This is a genomic window from Burkholderia mayonis (assembly GCF_001523745.2).
Classification (GTDB): domain Bacteria; phylum Pseudomonadota; class Gammaproteobacteria; order Burkholderiales; family Burkholderiaceae; genus Burkholderia; species Burkholderia mayonis.
In genome coordinates this window covers 1371341-1396391 of record NZ_CP013386.1, presented here as the reverse complement: position 1 = coordinate 1396391, position 25051 = coordinate 1371341, and the positions used below count along the sequence as shown (strand labels likewise).

The following is a 25051-nucleotide window of genomic DNA, read 5'->3' as shown; positions in this document are numbered from 1 at the left end:
CCGCGTCGCATCACCAGCCCATCCAGTAGCGCCGGCGCGCGTCCCGGTATCGGATCGGCACTGGGGCCGCGCCGTTCGACGTCACGTCGATGCGCACTGCGCCGTCGCGGTCGGTGCGAGGCAGCTCGATACCGCGCCCGACATAGCGCGCCCAGACGGTCGGATGCGGATGCTGGAACCTATTCGCGTAGCCTACCTGAAATATGGCAATGCGCGGCTCGACCGAATCGAGGAAAGGTTCGGTCGACGACGTGCGGCTGCCGTGATGCGGGACGACGAGCACCTGCGCGGCGAGCGCCTCGCGCGATCCGGCGACGAGCGTGCGCTCGGAGCGTGCGTCGACGTCGCCCGTCAGGAGCGCCGCGCGCTCGCCCGCCGACACGCGCAGCACGCATGACTGCGCGTTCGTCGCACCGCCCGCCCGTGGGCCGCCGTCGGGCCAGAGCGTCGTGAATTCGACGCCGTCCCAGCGCCAGCGCTGCCCCGCGGCGCACGGCAGCGCGTCCGTCACGCCCGCCGCGCGCGCGACGCGCCAGAGGCGATTCGAAGGCGGCAGGCCGCCCGTCATCTGCGCGACCGTGACCGATTCGAGCACGGCGGGCGCGCCGCCCGCGTGGTCCGAGTCCGCGTGGCTCACAACGAGCGCGTCGAGCGCGCGCACGCCCTGCGCGCGCAGGAACGGCACGACGATCCGCTCGCCCGCGTTCGACGCCTCGGGCCCCGGGCCCGCATCGAACAGCAGCGCGTGCCGCGCGGTCTCGATCAGCACGGCGGAGCCCTGCCCGACGTCGAGCGCCGTCAGCCGGAACGCGCCTTCGGGCGGCGCATGCGACGCCGGCGCGAGGAGCGGCAGCCAGGCAAGCGGCGCCGCGTGGCGCAGCGGCCAGCCGCGCGGCGTCAGCGCCCAGACGACGCCCGCCGCCGCCGTCGCGAGCGCGAGGCTGCCAGGCACCGGCAACATCCAGACCGTGCGCCCCGCGCCGGCCGTCGCTTCGAGGAGCCGCATCATGGTCGCGACGAGCGCATGTGCGAACGCGAAGGCGAAAGCGTCGAGCGGCGCGGGCAGCACGACGCCGGCGAGCACCGTCGGCGTGACGAGCGAGCCGACCCAGGGGATCGCGAACGCGTTCGCGAGCGGCCCCGCGAGCGGAATCTGCGCGAACCACAGCACGGTGAGCGGTGCAAGCGCGATCGTCACCGCGTACTGCGCGCGCGCAGCATCGCGCACACGCCGGGCGAGCCGCCTCGTCGCCCGCGCGAAAACCGTGCGCAACCGCGCGGCGTGCGACGGCGGCACGCCGTCGCTGCCGTCGATTGCGCCGCGCCCCGCGCGTCCATCGTCCGCCTCACGCGCATCGCGCGCGGCACTTCGCCCCGACGACACGAACAGGATCGCCGCGACCGCGCCGAACGACAGCCAGAATCCCGGCGCCGTCACTGCCCACGGATCGACGAGCAGCACGCAGCCGAGCGCCGCCGCCAGCACCGACGATGGCGCGAGCGAACGCCCGCTCAGATACGCGACGCCCGCGGCGGCGAGCATCCACCACGCACGCTGCGCGGGCACGTTGAAGCCGGCGAGCGCCGCGTAGCCGGCGCTGCCAATGATCGCACCGATCGCCGCGATCTTCTGCGCGGGCAAGACGAGCGGCCAGTTCCGCCCGACGTAGCCCGAGCGCCGCCAGAATCTGCCCGCGAGCCACGCGCACAAGCCGCCGACCATCCCGACGTGCAGCCCGGAGATCGCGACCAGGTGGCTCGTGCCGGTGTCGCGCAGGATGCGCCAGTCGTCGTCGCCGATGTCGCCCTGCGCGCCGATCGCGAGCGCGACGACGATCCCGCGATGCGCAGCGTCGCCGAGCACGTCGACGATCCGGCCGCGCAGCCGCGCACGCAGCCGGTCGATCGCGGCGGCGATGCCGGGCGCCCCGCCCGTCAGCCGCTGCGCATCGTGCGGCGCGGACACGTAGCCGAGCGCCCGGATGCCGCGCGCGAGCCATGCCGCCTCCGCGTCGCGCACGCCGAAGTTCGCGTTGCCGTGCGGGCGTTTCAGACGCACGCGCAGCCGCCATCGGTCGCCCGGCACGAGCTCGGGCGGCGGCGCCGTGCGCCTGAATGCGTACCAGGCGAGCGACAGCGTCGCGGGAAACCGGACGATGCCCGCATCGTTGTCGTCGACGTCGAACAGGAAGCGCACGCCGTTCGCGTCGCGCGACGGCAGCCCGCGCACCGCGCCCGTCACGACGATGTCACGCCCTTGCCACGGCTCGGGCAGCGCATCGCTCAGGCGCCACTGCGCATGCGCCGCCGCGTAGCCGAAGCCCGCGAGCGCCGCGGCGCAACAGCACGCGCAGAAACCGGCCCGCTGCATGCGCGCACGCGCGTCGCCGCGCAGCGCGGCCGCAAGCCATACGCACAAGCCGAACGCGAGCCCGCCGCCCGCCCATGCCGCCGCACCCGGCAGCGCCGCCTGCTGCTGCAGCGCGACGACGCCGAGCGCGAACGCGCCGCACATCGCCCGCATCGCGCCTCCGTGTTTCGCGCCGCCTGGGCGCGCGCCTGGTCACGGGTCGATTATGCGGACGAAAGCGCGAGACGCGGCAGCGCGGCGAGCGCGTTAGCCGAAGTGGATAGCGAGAGTCGGGCGACGTCGATGCCGCGCAGCGCGGCGATCGCCGCGCCGATGAGCGGCACCTGGTCGGGCGTGTTGCGCTGCCTGTAGCGCCATTCGGGCGGAATGTCCGGGGCGTCGGTCTCGACCACGAGCGCGTCGAGCGGCAATTGCCCGGCGAGCCGCCTGATCTGCAGCGCGCGGCCGAACGTCACGTTGCCGCCGAAGCCGAGCTTGAGCCCTTGCGCGAGATACGCATCGGCCTGCTGGAAGCTGCCGTTGAACGCGTGCGCGATGCCGCGCCGCACGCCCGCGCGCCGCAGCCCGGCCAGCACGCGATCCTGCGACTTGCGCACGTGGCACACGACCGGCAGATCGAAATCGCGCGCGAGCCGCAGCTGCGCATCATAGAAGCCTTGCTGCCGGTTCTCGTCGAGCCCCGGCACGAAGTAGTCGAGGCCGATCTCGCCGATGCCGACGAAACGCGGATCGTCGAGGCTCGCCTCGACCTCCATCCGCAGCCGGTCGAGATCCTCGTCGCGCGCATGCGGCGTGTACATCGGATGAATGCCGAGCGCGTACACCGCACCCTCCGTCGCGTGCGCGAGCTCGCGCACCGTCGCGAAATTCACGCGCCCGACACTCGGGATCACGATCCGCGACACGCCCGCCGCCCGCGCCGCATCGGCAACGGCCCCGCGATCGGCGTCGAACTCGGCCGCGTCGAGATGGCAGTGCGTGTCGATCCACATCGCGTCACACCGGCACGGCCGGCTCCTCGTGCAGCACGCCGTCGCGCAGCCGCAGGATGCGGTCGCAGCGCGCGGCGAGATCGGGATCGTGCGTGACGATCACGAAGCTCGTGTCGAGCGTCCTCGACAATTCGAGCATCAGGTGGAACACGTGATCCGCAGTCGAGCCGTCGAGGTTGCCGGTCGGCTCGTCGGCGAGCACGCACGCCGGCTTCGTGACGAGCGCGCGCGCGATCGCGACGCGCTGCCGCTCGCCGCCCGACAGCTCGCCCGGCCGGTGCTTCGCGCGTGCGCCGAGCCCCACCTCCTCGAGCATCGCGCGCGCGCGATGGCGCGCGTCCTCGGTCGACATCCGGCGGATCCGCAGCGGCATCGCGACGTTGTCGAGCGCCGTGAACTCGGGCAGCAGATGGTGAAACTGATAGACGAAGCCGAGCGCGCGGTTGCGCAGGTCGTTGCGCTCGCGCTCGGCGAGTTGCGTAAACGGCTTGCCGAGCAGCGACACCTGTCCGGCGCTCGGCTCGTCGAGGCCGCCCAGCACGTGCAGGAGCGTGCTCTTGCCCGAGCCCGACGCGCCGACGATCGCAAGCTTCTCGCCGCGCCGCACCGACACCTCAGCGTTGTCGAGCACCTGCACGTTGAAGCCGCCCTGCACGAACGTCTTCGTGATTCCGTGCGCCTCGAGCACGCACTCGCGCGCGGCGCCATCCTGATAGTTCTGATTCATCGTCTGTTCGAAGACCCGGTCATTCATAGCGCAGCGCCTCCGCGGGGCGCACCTTCGCGCCGCGCCAACTCGGATAGAGCGTCGCGAGCGCGGACAGCGCGAACGCGATCACGCCAATCTTGATCACATCGCCCGGCACGAGCTCGGACGGCAGCTCGCTGATGAAGTACACCGACGGCGGCAGGAACTGCACGCCGAACGCATGCTCGATCATCGGGATGAGCCACGGGATGCTCCACGCGATCAGGCAGCCGAGCGCGACGCCCGTCGCGGTGCCGGCGAAGCCGATCGTCACGCCCTGCACGACGAAGATCTTCATGATCGAGCCCGGCTGCGCGCCGAGCGTGCGCAGGATCGCGATGTCCGCCTGCTTGTTCGTCACGGTCATCACGAGCGACGACACGAGATTGAACGCCGCGACCGCGATGATGAGCGTCAGGATGATGAACATCATCCGCTTCTCGATCTGCACCGCGGAGAACCACGTCTTGTTCTGCTGCGTCCAATCGCGGATGTACAAGTCGCCCGACAGCGTGTGCGCGAGCTCGCGCGCAACCTGCGGCGCCTTCTGCATGTCCGTGAGGCGCAGCCGCACGCCCGTCGGCGCGGGCAGCCGGAAGAGCGCCTGCGCGTCCTGGATGTCGATCATCGCGAGCGAGCTGTCGTATTCGTAATGGCCGGATTCGAAGAGGCCGACGACCGTGAACTGCTTGAGGCGCGGCATCATCCCGGCCGGCGTGATCGTGCCTTCCGGCGCGACGAGCGTGACCTTGTCGCCGACGCCCACGCCGAGATTGCCCGCGAGCGCGTCGCCGAGCACGATCCCGAACTGGCCGGGCGCGAGCGCCGTGAGCGCGCCCGCCTTCATGTCCTTGCCGATGTCGGACACCTGCGGCTCGAGCGACGGCTCGACGCCGCGCAGCATCACGCCGCTCACCGCGTCCTGGCGCGTGAGTAGCGCCTGCGCGTCGACGTAGGGCGCCGCGCCGATCACGGACGGATTCAGGCGCGCCTCCTTCGCGGTCAGTTGCCAGTCGGGCATCGAGCCCGTCGGCGAAAAGACCTCGACGTGCGCGAGCACCGACAGCATCCGGTCGCGCACTTCTTTCTGGAAGCCGTTCATCACGGACAGCACGACGATGAGCGCCGCGACGCCGAGCGCGATCCCGAGCATCGACACGAGCGCGATGAAGGAGATGAAGCCGTTGCCGGTCGTGCGTTTGCCGGCGCGCGTGTAGCGCCAGCCGATCTGCCATTCGTACGGAAGTTTCAAGCGTATCCTTTCTGCTGGTTGGGACGCCGCGCGCCGCGCGAATCCGCGCGCAGGAACCGGGCCTGCCCGGTCACGCGCGCAGTGTGCCACACAATGCTTAACCGACCCTGAAAACGCTCCGGATCAGGCCGGCCGGCGGCGACGTGGCGGATTCGATCGAATCCGCCACGTCAGGCGCGATCGATGCGGCGTCGACCGATACTCGCGGGTGCGCCTTCGCCGCGGGCAGCGTGCGCCGACAAGCGACGCGTGCGCTGCGCCGATCCGCAATTTTACCAACGGAGTTACGCGCGCCGCGCACGCGACGTACGGCGCGGCATCGGCGACCGGCCTTGCCGTTTGGCCTACAATGCGCACCATCATGCGTGCCCAACGTCTTCACTTCCTCGTGCCTTTCGCGCTGCCGTCGGTCGCCGACGCCGCGTCCTCCCTCCACACGCTCGACAGCCCCGCGCTCGACAAGCTTCTCGCTCGCGCGCGCCTCGTCGAACGCACGGTCGGCGAAGATTTCCAGCGCACGCTGCCAAACGAACGCTGGCTCGCGCGCCAGTTCGGCGCGATTCCCGCCGACGCCGACGACGCGCCGCTCGCGCCGTACATGCTCATCGCCGACGGCGGCACGCCGGGCGACGACACATGGGCGTGCGTCGAGCCCGTGCACGTGCGGATCGCGACTGATCACCTCGTGCTGATCGATCCCGCGTCGCTCGAGATCGGCGACGACGAAGCCGCCGCGCTCCTCGACACGGCGCGCCCGCTGATCGAGGAGCTCGGCGTGAAGCTGCAGGCGCCGCGGGCATCGCGCTGGTATCTGTCGAGCCCGCAGCTCGCCGGACTCGCGGGCGCCGCGCCGCTGCGCGCGAGCGGACGCAACATCGAGATCTGGCTGCCGCACGAGACGCAGACGGGCGAACGCTCGCGCGCCTGGATGAAGCTGCAGAACGAAGTGCAGATGGCGTGGTTCCAGCACCCCGTCAACGAGGCGCGCGAAGCGCGCGGCTATCCTGCCGTCAATTCGATCTGGTTCCACGCGCAAGGCGCGATGAAGCCGGTGACGAGCCCGTTCGCGCGCGTGTTGTCGCGCTCGCCCGGCGCACGCGGGCTCGCGCTTGCGGCGGGTTCGGCCGCGGGAGAGCCACCCGCCGCATTCGATGCGCTCGCCGCCGGCGCCGCGGCGCAATCGAGCGACACGACGCTCGTCGAGCTCGACGCGCTGACGACGCCGTTCATCGAGCAGGACTGGGCGCGCTGGCACGACGCGCTCGCCGCGCTCGAGCGCGACTGGTTCGCACCCGCGCTCGACGCGCTCGCGCGAGGCCGCGTCGGCGAGCTCGCGCTCACGCTCTGCGGCGATACGAGCACCGCGACGCTCGCCGCGACGCGCGGCGATCTGCGCAAATTCTGGCGCCGCCGCACGCTCGCCTCCCTGCTCGAATAACGCAACCGCTTCGCATGACCCACATCGTCACCCGCTCGCCCGCCCCCGCCGCGCTCGACGCGCTCGCCCGCCACGGACTGCATCCCGTGCTCGCCCGCCTCTATGCGGCGCGCGGGATCACGTCGCCCGCCGACGTCGAAACCGCGCTGTCGCGCCTCGTGCCGCCCGCGCAGCTCAAAGGCTGCGCGGACGCCGCCGCGCTGCTCGCGGACGCGCTCGAGGCCGGCCGCAAGATGCTCGTCGTCGCCGACTACGACTGCGACGGCGCGACCGCATGCGCGGTCGCCGTGCGCGGCCTGAGCATGTTCGGCGCGAAGATCGACTACCTGGTGCCGAACCGCTTCGAGTACGGCTATGGCTTGACGCCCGAGATCGTCGAGCTCGCCGCCGCGCGCAAGCCCGATCTGCTGATCACCGTCGACAACGGGATCGCGAGCGTCGACGGCGTCGCGGCCGCGAATGCCCGCGGCATCGACGTGCTCGTCACCGATCATCACCTGCCCGGCGACACGCTGCCCGCCGCGCGCGCGATCGTCAATCCGAACCAGCCGGGCTGCGCGTTTCCGAGCAAGCACATCGCGGGCGTCGGCGTGATGTTCTACGTGCTGCTCGCGCTGCGCGCCGAGCTGCGCGCGCGCGGCGCGTTCGGCGACGCGCGTCCCGAGCCGCGGCTCGACGGCCTCCTCGACCTCGTCGCGCTCGGCACGGTCGCCGACGTCGTGCGCCTCGACGGCAACAACCGCGTGCTCGTCGCGCAGGGCCTGCAGCGGATCCGCAACGGCCGGATGCAGCCCGGCATCGCGGCGCTCTTTCGCGCGGCGGCGCGCGAAGCGCGCAGCGCATCCGGCTTCGATCTGGGCTTCGGCCTCGGCCCGCGCCTGAACGCGGCAGGCCGCCTGTCCGACATGTCGCTCGGGATCGAATGCCTGACGACCGACGACGTCGGCCGCGCGTGGGAGCTCGCCCAGCAGCTCGACGCGATGAACCGCGAGCGGCGCGAGATCGAGGCGGGCATGCAGCAGCAGGCGCTCGCCGATCTCGCGTCGGTCGACCCGGCCGAAGCGGCGACGATCACGCTCTTCAACCCCGAATGGCACCAGGGCGTGATCGGCATCGTCGCGGGGCGGCTGAAGGAGCGCTTTCACCGGCCGGCGTTCACGTTCGCGCACGCGGACGACAGCGGCGCGCGCGTGAAGGGCTCGGGCCGCTCGATCCCCGGGTTCCATTTGCGCGACGCGATCGACCTGATCTCGAAACGCGAACCCGATCTGATCGTCACGTTCGGCGGCCACGCGATGGCGGCGGGCGTCACGCTCGATACCAAGAACGTGCCGCGCTTCGCCGCCGCGTTCGAGGCGGTCGCGCGCGAACGGCTGTCCGACGATGTGCTCGCGCGCGTGATCGAGACAGACGGCGATCTCGAGGACGCGTATTTCACGCCGCAGGTCGTCGAGCTGCTCGATTCGGCCGTCTGGGGCCAGGGCTTTCCGGCGCCGCTCTTCTCGGGCGAATTCGATGTAGCGTCGCAGGCGCTCGTCAAGGACAAGCACCTGAAACTGCAACTGATGCGCGGCCGCCAGCGCTTCAACGCGATCTGGTTCAACCACGCCGAGCCGCTGCCCGCGCGCGCGACGGTCGCGTTCCGGCTCGCGAGCGACACGTGGAACGGCATGACGCGCGTGCAGCTGATCGTCGAGCACGCGGCGTAGGGCGCGCCGCCGATCGTCGGAACGCGCCGAACCGAACCGAGCGACATCGATTCGCGCGATCGCTCGTACGGGACGAGCGCGGCGATCCGCGGGACGGGCGCGTTGCAGCGCGGCGTCGCGCCCGGCTTCGCCTCGAATACGGACGCGCCGTGCGATCAAGACGCCCGCCCCGCTCGCCTCCAGTCGTGCATCGTCCCCGATGCCGCCACGCGCGCCCGCATCCGCACGCAGATCCGTCACCGATTCCTGACGAGTCGGATCGGCACGATCGGCGCGCAGCCGTCCCGCGCCGCATGCGCATGGCCTCGAATGCCGCTACTCCGATCGCCGTCCCGCCCGCCGCGCACCGAATCGGCGGCCCCCGCGCGCCGCGCCGCGCACCGCCGCCTGCGCCGCGCCGTACCGGCCGAGGCCGTCGATCGGCTATAATTTCTCTTTTTCACGAAGCGTCAAAAGCGAACAAGATCATGGAAGCGGAACGTCTGAACGCGATCGAAAGCTCCCTCGCGGACCTGCGCCGGCGCGCGGGCGAGCTACGGGGGTATCTTTGACTACGACGTCAAGTCTGCACGTCTAGCCGAAGTCAACAAGCAACTCGAAGACCCGAACGTCTGGAACGACTCGAAGAACGCCCAGGCGCTCGGCCGCGAGAAGAAGTCGCTCGAGGGCGTCGTCATGACGCTCACGGCGCTCGATAACGACCTGCGCGACGCGCAGGACCTGTTCGACCTCGCCCACGAGGAAGGCGACGAAGACACGCTTCTCGCGACCGAAGAGGACGCGGCGAAACTCGAGGCGCGCGTCGCCGACATCGAATTCCGCCGGATGTTCTCGAACCCGGCCGATCCGAACAACTGCTTCATCGACATCCAGGCCGGCGCCGGCGGCACCGAGGCGTGCGACTGGGCGTCGATGCTGCTGCGCCAGTACCTGCGCTACTGCGAACGCAAGGGCTTCAAGGCGGAAGTGCTCGAAGAATCCGACGGCGACGTCGCCGGCATCAAGAACGCGACGATCAAGGTCTCGGGCGAATACGCGTACGGCTATCTGCGCACCGAAACCGGCATTCACCGCCTCGTGCGCAAGTCGCCGTTCGATTCGTCGGGCGGCCGTCACACGTCGTTCTCGTCGGTGTTCGTCTATCCGGAAATCGACGATTCGATCGAAGTCGAGGTCAACCCGGCCGATCTGCGCATCGACACGTACCGCGCATCGGGCGCGGGCGGCCAGCACATCAACAAGACCGACTCGGCCGTGCGGATCACGCACATGCCGACGGGCATCGTCGTCCAGTGCCAGAACGACCGCTCGCAGCACCGCAACCGTGCGGAAGCGATGGCGATGCTGAAGTCGCGCCTGTACGAAGCCGAGCTGCGCAAGCGCCAGGCCGAGCAGGACAAGCTCGAATCGAGCAAGACCGACGTGGGCTGGGGCCACCAGATCCGCTCGTACGTGCTCGACCAGAGCCGCGTGAAGGATCTGCGCACGAACGTCGAAATGAGCAATACGAAGGCCGTCCTCGACGGCGACCTCGACGACTTCATCGGCGCGAGCCTCAAACAGGGCGTGTAAGCGCCCCCGCGCGGGCGCGGCCGACCCGCGCGCCGGCCGCATCGGCGCCGCGCCCCGCTGCCGCATTACCCTCGAACCCGACCATCATGACCGAACCGACCCAACCGCAGGCCGCTGTCGCAGCGGACGAAAACCAGATCGTCGCGGAACGCCGCGACAAGCTGCGCGCGCTGCGCGACCAAGGCATCGCCTATCCGAACGACTTCCAGCCGACCCGCCATGCGGCCGATCTGCAGAACGAATACGCGGACGCCGACAAGGAAGCGCTCGAAGCGAAGCACCTCGAAGTCGCGATCGCCGGCCGGATGATGCTCAAGCGCGTGATGGGCAAGGCGAGCTTCGCGACGGTGCAGGACGGCTCGGGCCAAATCCAGTTCTTCGTGACGCCGGCCGACGTCGGCGCCGAGACCTACGACGCGTTCAAGAAGTGGGACCTGGGCGACATCATCGCCGCGCGCGGCGTGCTGTTCCGCACGAACAAGGGCGAGCTGTCGGTGAAGTGCACGGCGCTGCGGCTGCTGTCGAAGGCGCTGCGCCCGCTGCCCGACAAATTCCACGGCCTCGCGGATCAGGAGACGCGCTATCGCCAGCGCTACGTCGACCTGATCGTCACGCCGGAGACGCGCTCGACGTTCCGCGCGCGCACGAAGGCGATCGCGTCGATCCGCAAGTTCATGGGCGACGCCGACTTCATGGAAGTCGAGACGCCGATGCTGCACCCGATCCCGGGCGGTGCGGCGGCGAAGCCGTTCGTCACGCATCACAACGCGCTCGACATGCAGATGTTCCTGCGCATCGCGCCCGAGCTGTACCTGAAGCGCCTCATCGTCGGCGGCTTCGAGCGCGTGTTCGAGATCAACCGGAATTTCCGCAACGAGGGCGTGTCGCCGCGCCACAACCCGGAATTCACGATGATGGAGTTCTACGCCGCGTATACCGACTACCGCTGGCTGATGGACTTCACCGAGCAGTTGATCCGTCAGGCGGCCGTCGACGCGCTCGGCACCGCGACGATCCAGTACCAGGGCCGCGAGCTCGATCTCGCGAAGCCGTTCCATCGGCTCACGATCACGCAGGCGATCCAGAAGTTCGCGCCGAACTACACGCACGGCCAGTTGTCGGACGACGCTTACTTGCGCAGCGAACTGAAGCGCCTCGGTGTCGACGTCACGCAGCCGGCGTTCCTGAACGCAGGCATCGGCGCGCTGCAGCTCGCGCTCTTCGAGGAAACCGCAGAACCGCAGCTGTGGGAGCCGACCTTCATCATCGACTACCCGATCGAAGTGTCGCCGCTCGCGCGCGAATCGGACACGGTGCCGGGCATCACCGAGCGCTTCGAGCTCTTCATCACCGGCCGCGAGATCGCGAACGGCTTCTCGGAGCTGAACGATCCCGAAGACCAGGCTGCGCGCTTCAAGAAGCAGGTCGAGCAGAAGGACGCGGGCGACGAGGAAGCGATGTTCTTCGACGCCGACTACATCCGCGCGCTCGAATACGGGATGCCTCCGACAGGCGGCTGCGGGATCGGCATCGACCGTCTCGTAATGCTGCTCACCGACAGCCCGACGATCCGCGACGTGCTGCTGTTCCCGCACCTGCGCCGCGAGGACTGATCCCCGCGCGGGCCGTCTTCCGCCCGTTTTTCGCCCGCTTCCCCGAGGCGGAAAACGGTGGCGGACAGCGGCAAACCCGCCCGCTTTGTAACCGCCCGTAAATCCCGGCCGCCGCGCCGCCTCCCTCTTCCGTCCCCGTCTCTTCGCTTCCTTTGCGCCGCTTGCGCGAGCGGGCATTTGACAGTGTTTCACACGCAAGTTTCCGCAGCGAATCGTTACAACTTGAAACGGCGTGCCCACGGCGTTTGATCGACACTTAGCTCCAGAAAATAACGCACGATCGTGTGCGGCACGCTTTGCATGGGATCGGAGCAACGGATAAAGCGCTCGCTCCGATCGACACCGGAGAGTCGAAAATGGACAACCAGAACCAGAACACCACCACGCAACAACGTCAGCGCATCCATCCGCTCGTCGCGACGGCCGCAGGCGCCGTCATCATCGCGAGCCTCGCCGCGACGGCCGCCGTCACGGGCCTGTTCCCGAAGGCGAGCAGCACCGATGCGCAGAACCCGCAGACGCAGGCCGCACTGATCGCGTCGCAGCCGGCCGTCGACACGGCCGCCGCGGCGAGCACCGCGCTCGCCGCGCAAGCCGCGCAGCAGCAGGCCGCGGAACGCCAGGCGGTCGCACAAGCGGCGCCGAAGCCCGCGCCGCGCCCGGTTCATCATCGCCGCGCGTCGACCGCGCCGCAGCCGCCGCAATATGCGCAGCAGCCGTATCCGCAACAGCAGCAGCAATCGACGTACTGCGCGACCTGCGGCACCGTCGCCGCGATCGTGCCGGTGCGCACGGCGGGCACGAGCTCGGGGATCGGCGCGATCGGCGGCGCGGCCGCAGGCGGCCTCGTTGGCAATCAGTTCGGTCACGGCAACGGCCGCACCGCGATGACGATCATCGGCGCGTTGGGCGGTGGCCTCGCCGGCAATGCAGTCGAAAAACAGGTCCGCAGCGAAACCGACTATCAAGTCCAGGTGCAGATGCAGGACGGCTCGACGCGTACGTTCACATACCACAACCCGCCGCCGTTCGGCCAAGGCCAGCGCGTGCGCGTCGAGAACGGTTCGCTCGTCGGCACGTGACGCGAACGCGCGGCGTCGAGGCCGCGCGTCGCACGCCCGCTGGTCGGCCGCCTCGACAGTATCGGCCGACCATGAAAAAAACGGCTCGTGATCGCTTCACGAGCCGTTTTTCTTGACGCGATCGCCGCAGATTTCGCCGAAGCGGCGCCGTCGCGATCCGGTTGGTTGCGCCGTTGCGCTGTCAGGCGACCGATTGCGGGGCGACACCATCGATTGCGGCGCACATCGGTCCCACGCACGGCTATCGAACACTCGCCATCCCCGCACGGCGCGCGACCGCGCCACGTCGCTCCGCCAAGCGGCCGCGCCCGTCGATCGACGACAATCGACACCGATCGGCGCGGCCCCGGTCCATCAGTCTTCGTCGTCGAAGTCCGATTCGTCGATCCAGTGCGCCTGGATCGCCTCGAGGATCTTCTCGCCCGAATGCTTCGGATCATCGTCGAAACCATCCAGCGCCAGCACCCACTGGCGCAGATCGACAAAATTGATCCGCTGCGGATCGACGTCCGGATGCTTGTCCGCGAGCGCGATCGCGATCTCGCGGGAATCGGTCCATTTCATCGTCGAACCTCCTCGCCGTCAGTGATTTTCTTTCGCGTGGTTGATCGAGTACTTCGGAATCTCGACCACCAGATCCACGTCTTCCTTCACGATCGCCTGGCACGACAGGCGCGACGTCGGCTCGAGGCCCCACGCCTTGTCGAGCAGGTCGTCCTCGTCTTCCTCGGACGGTTCCAGGTCGTTGAAGCCTTCGCGAATGATCACGTGGCACGTCGTGCACGCGCACGACTTCTCGCACGCGTGCTCGATCTCGACGCCGTTGTCGAGCAGGTTGTCGCAGATGCTCTTGCCGGGCACGGCATCGATCACCGCGCCGTCCGGGCACAATTCGACGTGCGGCAGTACTACGAGTTGAGGCATGTTCGTTCCGTTCGTTCAGCCAGTGCGCTGCGCCGGCGGCCGTTCGGCCGCGCGGCGCAGTTCGTTTTCAGATCTCGTCGAGCTTGCGGCCGGCAAGCGCCCGCTTGATGCTCTTGTCCATCCGGCGCGCCGCGAAGTCGTCGGTGCCCTCGGCGAGCGCCTTCGTCGCCGCATCGATTGCGTTCGTGTCGTCGCTCGTCGCGAGCGCGCGCAGCGACGAGACGAGGCCGTCGACCGTCGTGCGCTCGTTCGCGTCGAGCAGATCGCCGTCGGCGGCGAGCGCCACCTCCGTCGCCTCGACGAGGCGCTGCGCCTCGACCTGCGCCTCGCGCAGCGCGCGCGCGCGCATGTCGACCTCGGCCGTCTTGAAGCTGTCCTCGAGCATCCGCGCGATGTCGTCGTCGCCGAGGCCGTACGACGGCTTCACGACGACCGACGCCTCGACGCCCGAGTGCTGCTCGCGCGCGAACACCGACAGGAGACCGTCCGCATCGACCTGATAGGTCACGCGAATCCGCGCGGCGCCCGCCGCCATCGGCGGAATGCCGCGCAGCTCGAAGCGAGCGAGCGAGCGACAGTCGGATACGAGCTCGCGCTCGCCCTGCACGACGTGGATCGCCATTGCGGTCTGGCCGTCCTTGAACGTCGTGAATTCCTGCGCGCGCGCGACGGGGATCGTCGAGTTGCGCGGGATGATCTTCTCGACGAGACCGCCCATCGTCTCGACGCCGAGCGACAGCGGGATCACGTCGAGCAGCAGCCAGTCGTCGCCGCCGCTGCGGTTGCCGGCGAGCAGATCCGCCTGGATCGCCGCGCCGAGCGCGACCACCTGATCCGGATCGAGATTGACGAGCGGCGGCTGGCCGAAGAATTTCGCGACCGCGTCGCGGATCACCGGCATGCGCGTCGCGCCGCCGACGAGCACGACGCCCTTGATGTCGGCGGGCGTCACCTGCGCGTCGCGCAGCGCCTTGCGGGTCGGCGTCAGCGTGCGCTGCACGAGCGGCTCGACGAGCGCGGCGAATGCATCGCGCGTGACCGTCTGCACGAGCTTCGTGCCCGTCGACAGCTTCACGTCGAGGTGCGTCTCCTGCATTGCAGACAGCGCTTCCTTCGCGCTGCGCACGCGATCGAGCAGCAGGCGCACGTCTTCGGGCGCGAGCGTCTCCGCGTCGATGCCGGCCTGCGCGAGCACGTGCGCGAACAGCGCGTGATCGAAATCGTCGCCGCCGAGCGCGGAATCGCCGCCCGCCGCGAGCACTTCGAACACGCCCTTCGTGAGCTTCAGGATCGACAGGTCGAACGTGCCGCCGCCGAGGTCGTAGACCGCGTAGAGGCCTTCCGAACCATTGTCGAGCCCGTACGCGATCGCGGCCGCGGTCGGCTCGTTCAGCAGGCGCAGCACGTTCAGGCCCGCGAGCCGCGCGGCATCCTTCGTCGCCTGGCGCTGCGCATCGTCGAAGTACGCGGGCACCGTGATCACCGCGCCGACGAGCTCGTCGCCGAGCGTGTCCTCGGCACGTTGGCGCAGCGTCGCGAGAATCTCCGCCGACACCTCGACCGGGCTCTTCACGCCGTCGACCGTGCGGATCTGCACCATGCCGGGCGCATCGACGAATTCGTACGGCGCGTTCGCCGCGCCTTCGACTTCCACCTTGCCGCGCCCCATGAAGCGCTTGACCGACACAATCGTGTTGCGCGGATCGAGCGCCGCCTCTTCCTTCGCGGTGTGACCGATCCGCCGGCCGCCCTTCTCGAGGTAGCGGACGACGGACGGCAGCAGCACGCGGCCCGCGTCGTCGGGCAGCGCTTCCGGGATGCTGTTGCGCACCGCGGCGACGAGCGAATTCGTCGTGCCGAGGTCGATGCCGACGGCGAGGCGCCGCTGATGCGGCGCGGGCGCCATGCCGGGTTCGGAAATTTGCAGTAAAGCCATCTGTGTGTTCGATGAGGGCCGAAGCCCCGCTTGCATCGCGTGCGTCACGCGCGCGGTTAGTGTTCGAGGCGCTCGATCTGAGCGCCGATCTCGGTCGACACGCGCTCGACGAACATCAGCTGCCGCACGGCTTCCGCCGCGCCCTGGTCCGAGCCGCTGTCGAGCAGCGCCCCCAGCTTCGCGAGGCGCGCGCGACGCTCGTCGCGCATTTCGGCGAGGAGCGCGTCGAGCTCGACGACGTTCTTCGCGGCCGCCGCATCCTCGATGCGCTCGCGCCACTCCATCTGCTGCATCAGGAACGCCGGCTCCATCGCCGTATTGTTCTCGGCGCCGACGTCGACGCCGCGCAGCGTCAGCAAGTACGTCGCCCGCTTGAGCGGATCGCGCAGCGTCTGATACGCCTCGTTCGCGCGCGTCGCCCATTGCATCGCGATGCGCTTTTGCGCGTCGCCCGCCGCGGCGAAGCGATCCGGGTGCACCTGCGACTGCACGGTGCGGTACGCGGCGTCGAGCGCATGCTCGTCGAGCGCGAATTGCACCGGCAGGCGAAAGAGATCGAAGTGGCTGTCTTTCAGCGAAACCATCGCGTAGTAGCTGTAGCGCTCAACTCGTTGTCGACTGCGGCACGACGTGGACCGATATGCCGCCCATTAAAAAGGCGGCCCGCGCCGCCCCTTGCCCGCCTCACGCGGATCAGCCGTCACACGCGGAACGATTCGCCGCAGCCGCACTCGTCCTTCACGTTCGGGTTGTTGAACCTGAATCCCTCGTTCAATCCCTCGCGCGCGAAGTCGAGCTCGGTGCCGTCGATGTACGCGAGGCTCTTCGGGTCGACGAAAACCTTCACGCCATGGCTTTCGAACACCTGATCCTCGACGGCGAAATCGTCGACGTACTCGAGCTTGTACGCGAGGCCCGAGCAGCCGGTCGTGCGCACGCCGAGCCGCAGGCCCAGCCCCTTGCCGCGCCGCGTCAGATACTTCTGCACGTGTTGCGCAGCCTTTTCGGTCAGTGTGATAGCCATAATGTCCCTGGTCGCACGGAGCGAGCCCCGTGCGTCATGCGTCTAAACCAAAACCATCGACGTCCGTCGAACCCGCGGCACCGCTTACGCGGCGACCTTGCCGTCTTCAGCGCCGTCGTGACGCTTCTTGTAGTCGGCCACGGCCGCCTTGATCGCGTCCTCGGCGAGGATCGAGCAGTGGATCTTCACGGGCGGCAGCGCGAGCTCTTCGGCGATCTGCGTGTTCTTGATCGAGAGCGCTTCGTCGAGCGTCTTGCCCTTCACCCATTCGGTCACGAGCGAGCTCGACGCGATCGCCGAGCCGCAGCCGTAGGTCTTGAACTTCGCGTCCTCGATCACGCCGTTTTCGCCGACGCGAATCTGCAGCTTCATCACGTCGCCGCACGCGGGCGCGCCGACCATGCCGGTGCCGACCGCGTCGTCGTCCTTCGAGAACGAACCGACGTTACGCGGGTTTTCGTAGTGATCCAGAACCTTGTTGCTGTAAGACATGATCAAACTCCTTGCTTCGTTTCGTCTGCGCGGCGCTCGGGCGCCCGCGAATAAAGTCGCTGCGCTCAGTGCGCCGCCCATTCGATCGTCGACAGATCGATGCCGTCCTGATGCATTTCCCAAAGCGGCGACAAATCGCGCAGCTTCGCGATCTTGCCCTTCAGCAGATCGATCACGTAGTCGACTTCCTGCTCCGTCGTGAAGCGGCCGACCGTGAAGCGGATCGAGCTGTGCGCGAGCTCGTCGTTGCGGCCGAGCGCACGCAGCACGTACGACGGCTCGAGCGACGCCGACGTGCACGCGGAGCCCGACGACACCGCGACGTCCTTGATCGCCATGATCAGCGACTCGCCTTCGACGAAATTGAAGCTGATGTTCAGGTTGTGCGGGATGCGGTGGTCGAGGTCGCCGTTCACGTAGGTTTCCTCGATTTCCGACAGGCCGCGCAGCAGCTTGTCGCGCAGCATCCGGATGCGCTCGTTCTCGGTCGCCATCTCTTCGCGCGCGATGCGGAACGCTTCGCCCATGCCGACGATCTGGTGCGTCGGCAGCGTGCCCGAGCGCATGCCGCGCTCGTGGCCGCCGCCGTGCATCTGCGCCTCGATGCGCACGCGCGGCTTGCGGCGCACGTAGAGGGCGCCGATGCCCTTCGGGCCGTAGGTCTTGTGCGCGGAGAACGACATCAGGTCGACCTTCAGCTTCGCGAGATCGATCTCGACCTTGCCCGTCGCCTGCGCGCCGTCAACGTGGAAAATGATGCCCTTCTCGCGGCAGATCTCGCCGATCGTCGCGATGTCCTGGATCACGCCGATCTCGTTGTTCACATGCATCACCGACACGAGGATCGTGTCCGGGCGCAGCGCGGCCTTGAACACGTCGAGGTCGACGAGGCCATCGTCCTTCACGTCCAGATAGGTCACTTCGAAGCCTTCGCGCTCGAGCTCGCGGCACGTGTCGAGCACCGCCTTGTGCTCGGTCTTCACCGTGACGATGTGCTTGCCCTTGCCTTGGTAGAAGTGCGCGGCGCCCTTGATCGCGAGGTTGTCGGATTCGGTCGCGCCGGACGTCCAGATGATTTCGCGCGGGTCGGCATTGACGAGTGCCGCCACCTGCTCGCGCGCCTCTTCGACCGCGCGCTCCGCGTCCCAGCCGTATGCGTGGCTGCGGGACGCCGGGTTGCCGAACTGCTCGCGCAGATACGGCACCATCTTGTCTACGACGCGCGGATCGACGGGCGTCGTCGCGCTGTAGTCCATGTAGATGGGCAGGTGGGGGATCTCGTTGTTCATCTATCGCTCCGGATATGCGTTCAGTGCGGGGACTATTCGTTGTGCTGGCCGCGTTCAGTGCGCGGCAATCATGAGCTTGCGATGTTGAAAACCGAATTCGGACCGAGCGGGACCGTGCGGACCGGCTCGACGCTCGCCGCGACGGACTCCGGCTTGCGCTTGTCGCGCAGCACGGCGGGCGTTCCTTCGCGGGCGCGCTGCTGATCGACGAGATCCTGCAGCGACACCGAATCGAGGTATTCGACCATTTTCTGGTTCAGCGTCGACCAGAGCTCGTGCGTCATGCAATGGCCGTCGGGCTGCTTCGTGCCTTCGCACGCGCCCTTGCCGCCGCATTGGGTCGCATCGAGCGGCTCGTCGACCGCGATGATGATGTCGGCGACCGTCACGTCCTGCGCGCGGCGCGCGAGGTTGTAGCCGCCGCCCGGCCCGCGGACCGATTCGACGATTTCGTGCCGGCGCAGCTTGCCGAACAATTGCTCGAGGTAGGAGAGCGAAATCCGCTGGCGCTGGCTGATGCCTGCAAGCGTCACCGGGCCTTGCTCCTGGCGCAGCGCCAAGTCGATCATCGCCGTGACGGCGAAACGGCCTTTTGTGGTGAGTCTCATGGTATTGAATGGGCAGCAATCTTGACGATTTTGGTCAAGTATAAATATTTGACCAATTTAGTCAAGTATCCCTGCTCCTAAAAGGGGTTGTATGCGGCGCTTCAGCGCGCCGTTTCACGCAAGCTTTCGAGGAGGCCGCGGCACGCGTCCTCGCACTGATCGAGCACCTGCTCGAAGCCGCGCGCGCCGCCGAAATACGGATCGGCGATTTCGCGCGCCGACGCGTCGCTCGCATATTCCATCAGCAGCCGGATCTTGCCCTGATATTGCGGCGGGCAACGCTTGTGCAATTCGGCGAGATTGGCGGAATCCATCGCGAGCACGAGATCGAAGCGCTCGAAATCCGCCCGACCGATCTGCCGCGCGCGTAGCGCCGACAGGTCGTAGCCCCGTGCCTGTGCGGCCTGCTGCGCGCGTACGTCGGGCGCGTCGCCGACGTGCCAGTCGCCGGTGCCGGCCGAATCGACCACGATTGCTTCGTCGAGCCCCGCGGCCGCCACCTGATGACGCATCACACCTTCAGCGGTAGGCGAGCGGCAGATGTTGCCGAGGCAGACGAAACAGATCGCGACGCTTTTCATCACGCGGCCAGAAAATCGCGGCGAACCGCTCGGATGAGTAACGTGCCATTATACAAAAGCACACCGATTCCCGCTTGCGGCAGATCCGGCTTCACAACGCCTTCGCGCTGGCGAGCGGCGCGCCGTGCGACGCGACCGGCAGCGCCTGCGACGCGTCGTCGACGAGCCCGTACGACACCGCGCGCGCGAGTTCGGCCGACGCATCGCGCGCGACCGCGGGCACGCGCTGCGGCGCGGCTTCGGACAGGCACAGGTAAGCGGCGGCGAGCGGCACGACGATCGCAAGCGGCCAGTACATCGATATTGTCTTTCTCATGATGCGACCTCTCTCGGCTGGTGCACTGGGCGTCGCCCAATGCTGACATGTCGAGATTCTATAGATCGCACCTATCGAGATAAATCCACGAATAGCGAACGCAGTGTTGCCCCTCGATGAACAGTCACGACGCGCGGCGTTCCCGGCCCGCGCGCGACGTGCTTGCGCACGGTCAAATCAAGACGTCGACGAATGGTCGAGATGCGTGCGCGACGCCGCGTACAGTTCGCGGAACGTCCTGCCGGCGGGCGCCGGGATGTCGCGCGTATCGGTCCAGCCACGCGCGAACGGGAACCGCCTGAGCACACCTGTCGCGCCGCCCGCGCGCTCGAGCACGCGGACCGCGAGCTTCGTCGCGAGCGCGTAAAGCGTCGGTCGCCGCGCGAAGAAGCCCCACGCGGCGAGCCCCGCCCGCTCGTGCAACGGCCGCAGGCGCCGCTCGACCTGCTTCTCGCGCAGCTTGCGCAGCAGGCCAGAAATCGGGATGCCGACCGGACAGACGCTGTCGCACTCGCCGCAGAGCGTCGCCGCCTGCGGCAGGTCGAGCGCCTGGTCGAGCCCGACGTAGCTCGGCGTCAGCACCGAGCCCATCGGCCCCGGATACACCCAGCCGTAAGTGTGTCCGCCCACCTTCTGATACACCGGGCAATGGTTCATGCACGCGCCGCAGCGTATGCAGCGCAGCATCTCCTGGAACTCGCCGCCGATGAGCCCGCTGCGGCCGCCGTCGACGAGCACGACGTACGAATGCTCGGGCCCGTCCTCGTCGCCGTCGGCGCGCACGCCCGTCAGCAGCGAGAAGTAGTTCGACGTCTTCTGCCCGGTTGCGGAGCGCGGCAAGAGACGCATCGCAGTCGCCAGATCCTCGAGCGTCGGCAGAACCTTCTCGATCCCCGTTACTGCGACGTGCACGCGCGGCAGCACCGTGCACATCCCTTCGTTGCCCTCGTTCGTCACGAGCACGACGGAGCCCGTCTCCGCGATCACGAAGTTGCCGCCTGTCACGCCCATGTCCGCCGACAGGAAATGGGGGCGCAGCACCTCGCGCGCCTCGCGGGTCATCTCCGGGATTTCGGTCAGGCGCGGCCGCCCGTGCGTCTTCGCAAACAACTCGGCGACCTCCTCCTTGTCCCGATGCAACACTGGCGCGATGATGTGGCTCGGCGGCTCGTTGTCGTTGATCTGCAGGATGTATTCGCCGAGATCGGTCTCGATCGATTGCACGCCGAGCTGGCCGAGCACCGCGTTGAGGTTCGCCTCCTCGGTCACCATCGATTTCGTCTTGATGACCTTCTTCACGCCGTGCCGGCGCGCGATGTCCGCGACGAGCTTCGCCGCGTCGGCCGTCGTCTCCGCGTACAACACGGTCGTTCCGCGCCGCGCCGCCTCGCGCTCGAACATCTCGAGCCATATGTCGAGCTGATCAAGCGCGCGATTGCGGCGCGCCTTCAGCTCTGCGCGCGTCGCGACGAAGTCGATCTGCGTGACCGCTTCCGCGCGCCCCGATACGAATTTTGTCGACAGCCTCTTGAGGTTTTCCTGCAGGCGCGGATCGGCGAGCTTTTCGCCCGCGCGCGCCTTGAAGTGCATCGATTGAACTTGCATGGCGGCTCGTGGGGTTCGTGGTTCTCGTCGTGGTTCTCGATCGTGCGTCCAACGGCGCGGCGGATCGCCGGTGGCGTCAGACGTCTCCCGCGAGCACCTGCGCGACGTGCAGCACGCGCGTGTCGCGATCGCCCGTGCGGCGCAGGCGGCCCTCGATGTTCAGCATGCAGCCGAGATCGCCGAGCACGACGGCCGGAGCGCCCGTCGCGCGCACGTTCGCGCATTTCTCGTCGACGATCGCGGTCGAGATGTTGCCGTACTTCACCGCGAATGTGCCGCCGAAGCCGCAGCAGTGCTCGCAGTCCTTCATCTCGTCGACGGCGACGCCGCGCTGCGCGAGAAGCGCGCGCGGCTGCGCCTTCACGCCGAGCTCGCGCAGGCCCGAGCAGGAATCGTGGTACGTGACGGGCCCCTTGAACTCGCCCGGCTCGAGCTTCACCTGCGCGACGTTGACGAGGAAATCGGTCAGTTCGTAGACCTTCGTGCGCAGGCGCCCGTAGCGCGCCATCAGCTCGGGATCGTCGCGAAAGAGATCGCCGTAATGGACGCGAATCATCCCGCCGCACGAGCCCGACGGCACGACGACGTAGTCGAACTGCTCGAACTCGCGCAGCGTCTTCTCGGCGAGATCGCGCGCAAGCGCGCGTTCGCCCGAGTTGTACGCGGGCTGGCCGCAGCAAGTCTGCGCGGGCGGCACGACGACCTCGCAGCCCGCCTGCTTCAGCAGCTTGAGTGCCGAAAAACCGATTTCGGGCCGCATCAGGTCGACGAGGCACGTGACGAACAAACCGACTCGCATAGCCAATCCTTCGAGAAAACGGCGCTCATTATCCGCCGTTTGCGCGGCGAGACTAACGCCGCGCCGCAAAGAGACTCCGCCACGGCCCCGAGCGAGGACTTCCTCGAACACCGTTCGCTTTTTTCACTATACGAGATACAATCGCCGCATTGGTATTTGATGCGGCAATCGATTTCTGACGATGAGCAACCCGAACCCGGATTCCAAGACATCGATCCAAGTGATCGAACGGATGATGCGGCTCCTGGATGCGCTCGCCGCGCACAGCGATCCGGTCAGCCTGAAGGAACTCGCGCAGCGCACCGAACTGCACCCGTCCACCGCGCACCGGATCCTGAACGACATGGTGACCTGCCGTCTCGTCGACCGGTCCGACCCCGGCACGTACCGGCTCGGCATGCGCCTCCTCGAGCTCGGCAACCTCGTGAAAGCGCGCCTGTCGGTGCGCGACGCCGCGCTGATGCCGATGCGCGAGCTGCACAGGCTGACGGGCCAGACCGTAAACCTGTCGGTGCGCCAGGGCGACGAGATCGTCTACATCGAGCGCGCGTATTCGGAGCGCTCGGGGATGCAGGTCGTCCGCGCGATCGGCGGCCGCGCGCCGCTGCACCTGACGTCGGTCGGCAAGCTGTTCCTCGCGGCCGACGAGACATCCCGGGTGCGCGCGTACGCGACGCGCACGGGTCTCGCAGGCCACACACAGAACAGCATCACCGATCTGCCGAAGCTCGAGCGTGAACTCACGCTCGTGCGCCAGCAGGCGTGCGCACGCGACAACGAAGAGCTGGAGCTCGGCGTGCGCTGCATCGCGGCCGGCATCTACGACGATTCCGGCAAGCTCGTCGCGGGGCTGTCGCTGTCTGCGCCCGCCGACCGGCTGCAGGACGCGTGGCTCGGCCAGTTGAGCCGCACGGCGCTCACGATCTCCGAATCGCTCGGCTATCACACGGCGGCCACGAAGGAAATGGATGCGCCGGCGCAAAAGCAGGCTTAGGCGCATAACGCGCGCGAGCCTGCGTCAACCGCTCGCTTCAATCGGCACATCCAACAAAAAGCCCCGCGTTTGCGGTAATGCCGTTCAGTTGAGATCAAAAAGGCCGCTCCGATCGATACCGGAGCGGCCTTTTCCCTTGGTTCTGCAAAGCCAAGCCACGGCAAACCACGCTTAACTGAACTGCATTACCGCGTTTGCGGGGCTTCTTGTTGGGCGACGCGGCGATCGGCCGCGCCTGCGATCAGGTCCCGCCTGTCGACGTGTTCGCCGCCGTCAGACGCTCGCCGCCGCCGTTGTCGAGCCAATTGCGCACGCGCGACGCATCCGCGAAGCGCGAATACTTGCCGAACGAATCGAGCAGCACCATCACGATCGGACGTCCGTGGATCGTCGTCTGCATCACGAGGCACTCGCCCGCTTCGTTGATGAAGCCGGTCTTCTGCAGGCCGATGTCCCACGACGGATTGCGCACGAGCGCGTTCGTACTGTTGTACGCGAGCGTCCGCTTGCCAGTGTTCACCTCGTAGCTGCGGTCGGTCGAGAACTTGCGGATGAGCGGGTACTGGTACGCCGCGTTCACCATCTTGACGAGATCGCGCGCGCTCGACACGTTCTGGCTCGACAGGCCCGTCGAGTTCTCGAAATGCGTGTCGGTCATGCCGAGCGTCTTCGCCTTCGCGTTCATCGCCGCGATGAACGCCGGACGGCCGCCCGGGTAGTAGCGCGACAATGCGGCCGCCGCGCGGTTCTCCGACGCCATCAGCGCGATGTGCAGCATGTCCTCGCGCGACAGCACCGAGCCGACCGACAGGCGCGAGCCCGTGCCCTTTTCGTAGTCGCGATCCTCATCGGTCACTTCGACCTGGTCGGTGAGCGGCGTCTTCGAATCGATGACGACCATCGCCGTCATCAGCTTCGTGATCGACGCGATCGGCACGACCGCATGCGAGTTCTTGTCGAAGAGCGGCTCGGACGTGTTCTGGTCGACGACGTACGCGACGCTCGACCGCAGCGCGAGCGAATCGGGCGTCTCGTGCAGGCCGAACGCCTGGCCGACCGACGGCGGACGCGGCTGGAACGCGACCCGGCGCACGCCGCTGTGGTGACGGCCGTTCGACACGTAGGTCACGCGCTTGCGTGCGCCTTTCGCGCGCGGCTCGGCGCTCGACGATGCAGCGCGCAGCGACTTCTTCGCCGCGCTCTTCTTGCCTTTCGCGCTCTGCGCGGTCTTGGCAGTGGCGGCGAACGCGTCCGCGGGCGCGACGGCGGCCGTGGCCATCATCAGCGAGACGGCGACCGAAACGGCGGTGCCGAGCGCCACGCTCTGCATCATCCTGAGCGGTGCAAACAATTGGGCTTTCATTGGGGTCCGAACAAAACGGCGGGAAGTTTCCGCAAGTGTAGTAAAAGCTGAAAAAATAAGCAATATTAGGCACTTACCGATCTTCGTTAAACCGAAATGTAAGAATCGATCGTGCCGGACCAATCGTTCCCGCCTCCCCCATCGAAAAATACGATGAAGGAAACGAGACTCCCGACGCGCGCGACACACAAATCACTCACCGGTTGATCAGAATATCGGCACTGCGACGGACAAGGTGAAGCAGGGGAAACCACGAAACCGCAGGCGAAGCGGGCCGGACGACCCGCCGACAGGTGTTCGCGCCTGCCGCCACGCCAGAAAACCGCGAGCGGTTCGACAAGCC

At 67.9% G+C, this 25051-nt stretch carries 23 protein-coding genes; 6 read left to right on the top strand and 17 right to left on the bottom strand.

The window, feature by feature from the left end; translation table 11 throughout:
* Nucleotides 1-10 precede the first annotated feature (10 nt).
* The 4 genes from WS70_RS06950 to WS70_RS06935 are packed head-to-tail and all read right to left on the bottom strand — an operon-like array spanning nucleotide 11 to nucleotide 5363.
* Nucleotides 11-2524 (bottom strand): DNA internalization-related competence protein ComEC/Rec2, encoded by a 2514-nt coding sequence (locus tag WS70_RS06950; RefSeq protein WP_059473718.1) that lies wholly within the window; start codon nucleotides 2522-2524, stop codon nucleotides 11-13.
* Nucleotides 2525-2574: 50 nt separating this feature from the next.
* Nucleotides 2575-3363 (bottom strand): TatD family hydrolase, encoded by a 789-nt coding sequence (locus WS70_RS06945; RefSeq protein ID WP_059473719.1) that lies wholly within the window; start codon nucleotides 3361-3363, stop codon nucleotides 2575-2577.
* A gap of 4 nt (nucleotides 3364-3367) precedes the next feature.
* The gene (gene lolD, locus WS70_RS06940) at nucleotides 3368-4117 is read right to left on the bottom strand and encodes a lipoprotein-releasing ABC transporter ATP-binding protein LolD (protein WP_059596596.1); all 750 of its coding nucleotides are present in this window, start codon (nucleotides 4115-4117) and stop codon (nucleotides 3368-3370) included.
* Nucleotides 4110-5363, bottom strand: coding sequence for a lipoprotein-releasing ABC transporter permease subunit (locus WS70_RS06935; RefSeq protein WP_059473721.1), 1254 nt, complete (start codon nucleotides 5361-5363; stop codon nucleotides 4110-4112). Before WS70_RS06935 ends, lolD begins: the two co-directional genes overlap by 8 nt.
* A 361-nt stretch (nucleotides 5364-5724) precedes the next feature.
* On the opposite strand from WS70_RS06935, the gene WS70_RS06930 reads away from it, so the two are divergent.
* From WS70_RS06930 to WS70_RS06895, 5 genes are all read left to right on the top strand, one after another.
* Nucleotides 5725-6801: a regulator gene (locus WS70_RS06930; protein WP_082722155.1), complete on the top strand. Its 1077-nt coding sequence runs from the start codon at nucleotides 5725-5727 to the stop codon at nucleotides 6799-6801.
* Nucleotides 6802-6815: 14 nt separating this feature from the next.
* On the top strand, nucleotides 6816-8510 hold the full coding sequence (recJ, locus tag WS70_RS06925; protein WP_059596597.1) for a single-stranded-DNA-specific exonuclease RecJ: 1695 nt from the start codon (nucleotides 6816-6818) through the stop codon (nucleotides 8508-8510).
* A gap of 543 nt (nucleotides 8511-9053) precedes the next feature.
* A complete protein-coding gene (prfB, locus tag WS70_RS06910) occupies nucleotides 9054-10082 on the top strand; it encodes a peptide chain release factor 2 (protein ID WP_108033910.1) in 1029 nt (342 codons plus the stop codon).
* Between the two features lie 86 nt (nucleotides 10083-10168).
* Nucleotides 10169-11695, top strand: a complete 1527-nt coding sequence (lysS, locus tag WS70_RS06905; protein WP_059473725.1) for a lysine--tRNA ligase — start codon at nucleotides 10169-10171, stop codon at nucleotides 11693-11695.
* Nucleotides 11696-12051: 356 nt separating this feature from the next.
* Nucleotides 12052-12777, top strand: coding sequence for a glycine zipper 2TM domain-containing protein (locus WS70_RS06895; RefSeq protein WP_059596599.1), 726 nt, complete (start codon nucleotides 12052-12054; stop codon nucleotides 12775-12777).
* Between the two features lie 354 nt (nucleotides 12778-13131).
* On the opposite strand, the gene iscX is transcribed toward WS70_RS06895, so the two are convergent.
* From iscX to WS70_RS06830, 12 genes are all read right to left on the bottom strand, one after another.
* Nucleotides 13132-13341: a Fe-S cluster assembly protein IscX gene (iscX, locus tag WS70_RS06885; RefSeq protein WP_059473727.1), complete on the bottom strand. Its 210-nt coding sequence runs from the start codon at nucleotides 13339-13341 to the stop codon at nucleotides 13132-13134.
* An 18-nt stretch (nucleotides 13342-13359) separates the two neighbouring features.
* Entirely contained in the window at nucleotides 13360-13701 is a 342-nt protein-coding gene (gene fdx, locus WS70_RS06880) for an ISC system 2Fe-2S type ferredoxin (RefSeq protein WP_010104990.1), read from the bottom strand.
* A gap of 67 nt (nucleotides 13702-13768) precedes the next feature.
* A complete protein-coding gene (hscA, locus tag WS70_RS06875) occupies nucleotides 13769-15637 on the bottom strand; it encodes a Fe-S protein assembly chaperone HscA (RefSeq protein WP_059473728.1) in 1869 nt (622 codons plus the stop codon).
* 56 nt (nucleotides 15638-15693) lie between these two features.
* Nucleotides 15694-16221, bottom strand: coding sequence for a Fe-S protein assembly co-chaperone HscB (gene hscB, locus WS70_RS06870; RefSeq protein ID WP_059596600.1), 528 nt, complete (start codon nucleotides 16219-16221; stop codon nucleotides 15694-15696).
* 116 nt (nucleotides 16222-16337) lie between these two features.
* On the bottom strand, nucleotides 16338-16661 hold the full coding sequence (iscA, locus tag WS70_RS06865; RefSeq protein ID WP_059473730.1) for an iron-sulfur cluster assembly protein IscA: 324 nt from the start codon (nucleotides 16659-16661) through the stop codon (nucleotides 16338-16340).
* Nucleotides 16662-16745: 84 nt separating this feature from the next.
* Nucleotides 16746-17153 carry a Fe-S cluster assembly scaffold IscU gene (gene iscU, locus WS70_RS06860; RefSeq protein WP_059473731.1) on the bottom strand — a complete coding sequence of 136 codons (408 nt, stop codon included), beginning with the start codon at nucleotides 17151-17153 and terminating at the stop codon, nucleotides 16746-16748.
* A gap of 65 nt (nucleotides 17154-17218) precedes the next feature.
* Nucleotides 17219-18442, bottom strand: coding sequence for an IscS subfamily cysteine desulfurase (locus WS70_RS06855; protein WP_059473732.1), 1224 nt, complete (start codon nucleotides 18440-18442; stop codon nucleotides 17219-17221).
* 68 nt (nucleotides 18443-18510) lie between these two features.
* On the bottom strand, nucleotides 18511-19050 hold the full coding sequence (iscR, locus tag WS70_RS06850) for a Fe-S cluster assembly transcriptional regulator IscR (protein ID WP_059473733.1): 540 nt from the start codon (nucleotides 19048-19050) through the stop codon (nucleotides 18511-18513).
* Nucleotides 19051-19151: 101 nt separating this feature from the next.
* A complete protein-coding gene (locus WS70_RS06845) occupies nucleotides 19152-19631 on the bottom strand; it encodes a low molecular weight protein-tyrosine-phosphatase (protein WP_059473734.1) in 480 nt (159 codons plus the stop codon).
* Nucleotides 19632-19722: 91 nt separating this feature from the next.
* On the bottom strand, nucleotides 19723-19929 hold the full coding sequence (locus WS70_RS06840; protein ID WP_162498976.1) for a hypothetical protein: 207 nt from the start codon (nucleotides 19927-19929) through the stop codon (nucleotides 19723-19725).
* Between the two features lie 195 nt (nucleotides 19930-20124).
* Nucleotides 20125-21552: a lactate utilization protein B gene (locus tag WS70_RS06835; protein WP_059473736.1), complete on the bottom strand. Its 1428-nt coding sequence runs from the start codon at nucleotides 21550-21552 to the stop codon at nucleotides 20125-20127.
* 76 nt (nucleotides 21553-21628) lie between these two features.
* Complete coding sequence (locus tag WS70_RS06830) at nucleotides 21629-22351, bottom strand: (Fe-S)-binding protein (protein ID WP_059473737.1); 723 nt, start codon at nucleotides 22349-22351, stop codon at nucleotides 21629-21631.
* A 181-nt stretch (nucleotides 22352-22532) separates the two neighbouring features.
* Here WS70_RS06830 and WS70_RS06820 point away from each other — a divergent pair, with 181 nt between their 5' ends.
* Nucleotides 22533-23345 (top strand): IclR family transcriptional regulator, encoded by an 813-nt coding sequence (locus WS70_RS06820; protein ID WP_059473738.1) that lies wholly within the window; start codon nucleotides 22533-22535, stop codon nucleotides 23343-23345.
* A gap of 241 nt (nucleotides 23346-23586) precedes the next feature.
* Here WS70_RS06820 and pbpG read toward each other — a convergent pair whose 3' ends face one another.
* Nucleotides 23587-24708, bottom strand: coding sequence for a D-alanyl-D-alanine endopeptidase (gene pbpG, locus WS70_RS06815; protein ID WP_156438427.1), 1122 nt, complete (start codon nucleotides 24706-24708; stop codon nucleotides 23587-23589).
* Nucleotides 24709-25051 lie beyond the last annotated feature (343 nt).

Bases quoted from the DNA above. Each gene is read 5' to 3' on its own strand.
- WS70_RS06950 (WP_059473718.1), bottom strand. From the start codon at position 2,524: ATGCGGGCGATGTGCGGCGCGTTCGCGCTCGGCGTCGTCGCGCTGCAG.
- WS70_RS06945 (WP_059473719.1), bottom strand. From the start codon at position 3,363: ATGTGGATCGACACGCACTGCCATCTCGACGCGGCCGAGTTCGACGCC.
- lolD (WP_059596596.1), bottom strand. From the start codon at position 4,117: ATGAATGACCGGGTCTTCGAACAGACGATGAATCAGAACTATCAGGAT.
- WS70_RS06930 (WP_082722155.1), top strand. From the start codon at position 5,725: ATGCGTGCCCAACGTCTTCACTTCCTCGTGCCTTTCGCGCTGCCGTCG.
- recJ (WP_059596597.1), top strand. From the start codon at position 6,816: ATGACCCACATCGTCACCCGCTCGCCCGCCCCCGCCGCGCTCGACGCG.
- lysS (WP_059473725.1), top strand. From the start codon at position 10,169: ATGACCGAACCGACCCAACCGCAGGCCGCTGTCGCAGCGGACGAAAAC.
- WS70_RS06895 (WP_059596599.1), top strand. From the start codon at position 12,052: ATGGACAACCAGAACCAGAACACCACCACGCAACAACGTCAGCGCATC.
- iscX (WP_059473727.1), bottom strand. From the start codon at position 13,341: ATGAAATGGACCGATTCCCGCGAGATCGCGATCGCGCTCGCGGACAAG.
- fdx (WP_010104990.1), bottom strand. From the start codon at position 13,701: ATGCCTCAACTCGTAGTACTGCCGCACGTCGAATTGTGCCCGGACGGC.
- hscA (WP_059473728.1), bottom strand. From the start codon at position 15,637: ATGGCTTTACTGCAAATTTCCGAACCCGGCATGGCGCCCGCGCCGCAT.
- hscB (WP_059596600.1), bottom strand. From the start codon at position 16,221: ATGGTTTCGCTGAAAGACAGCCACTTCGATCTCTTTCGCCTGCCGGTG.
- iscA (WP_059473730.1), bottom strand. From the start codon at position 16,661: ATGGCTATCACACTGACCGAAAAGGCTGCGCAACACGTGCAGAAGTAT.
- iscU (WP_059473731.1), bottom strand. From the start codon at position 17,153: ATGTCTTACAGCAACAAGGTTCTGGATCACTACGAAAACCCGCGTAAC.
- WS70_RS06855 (WP_059473732.1), bottom strand. From the start codon at position 18,442: ATGAACAACGAGATCCCCCACCTGCCCATCTACATGGACTACAGCGCG.
- iscR (WP_059473733.1), bottom strand. From the start codon at position 19,050: ATGAGACTCACCACAAAAGGCCGTTTCGCCGTCACGGCGATGATCGAC.
- WS70_RS06845 (WP_059473734.1), bottom strand. From the start codon at position 19,631: ATGAAAAGCGTCGCGATCTGTTTCGTCTGCCTCGGCAACATCTGCCGC.
- WS70_RS06840 (WP_162498976.1), bottom strand. From the start codon at position 19,929: ATGTACTGGCCGCTTGCGATCGTCGTGCCGCTCGCCGCCGCTTACCTG.
- WS70_RS06835 (WP_059473736.1), bottom strand. From the start codon at position 21,552: ATGCAAGTTCAATCGATGCACTTCAAGGCGCGCGCGGGCGAAAAGCTC.
- WS70_RS06830 (WP_059473737.1), bottom strand. From the start codon at position 22,351: ATGCGAGTCGGTTTGTTCGTCACGTGCCTCGTCGACCTGATGCGGCCC.
- WS70_RS06820 (WP_059473738.1), top strand. From the start codon at position 22,533: ATGAGCAACCCGAACCCGGATTCCAAGACATCGATCCAAGTGATCGAA.
- pbpG (WP_156438427.1), bottom strand. From the start codon at position 24,708: ATGAAAGCCCAATTGTTTGCACCGCTCAGGATGATGCAGAGCGTGGCG.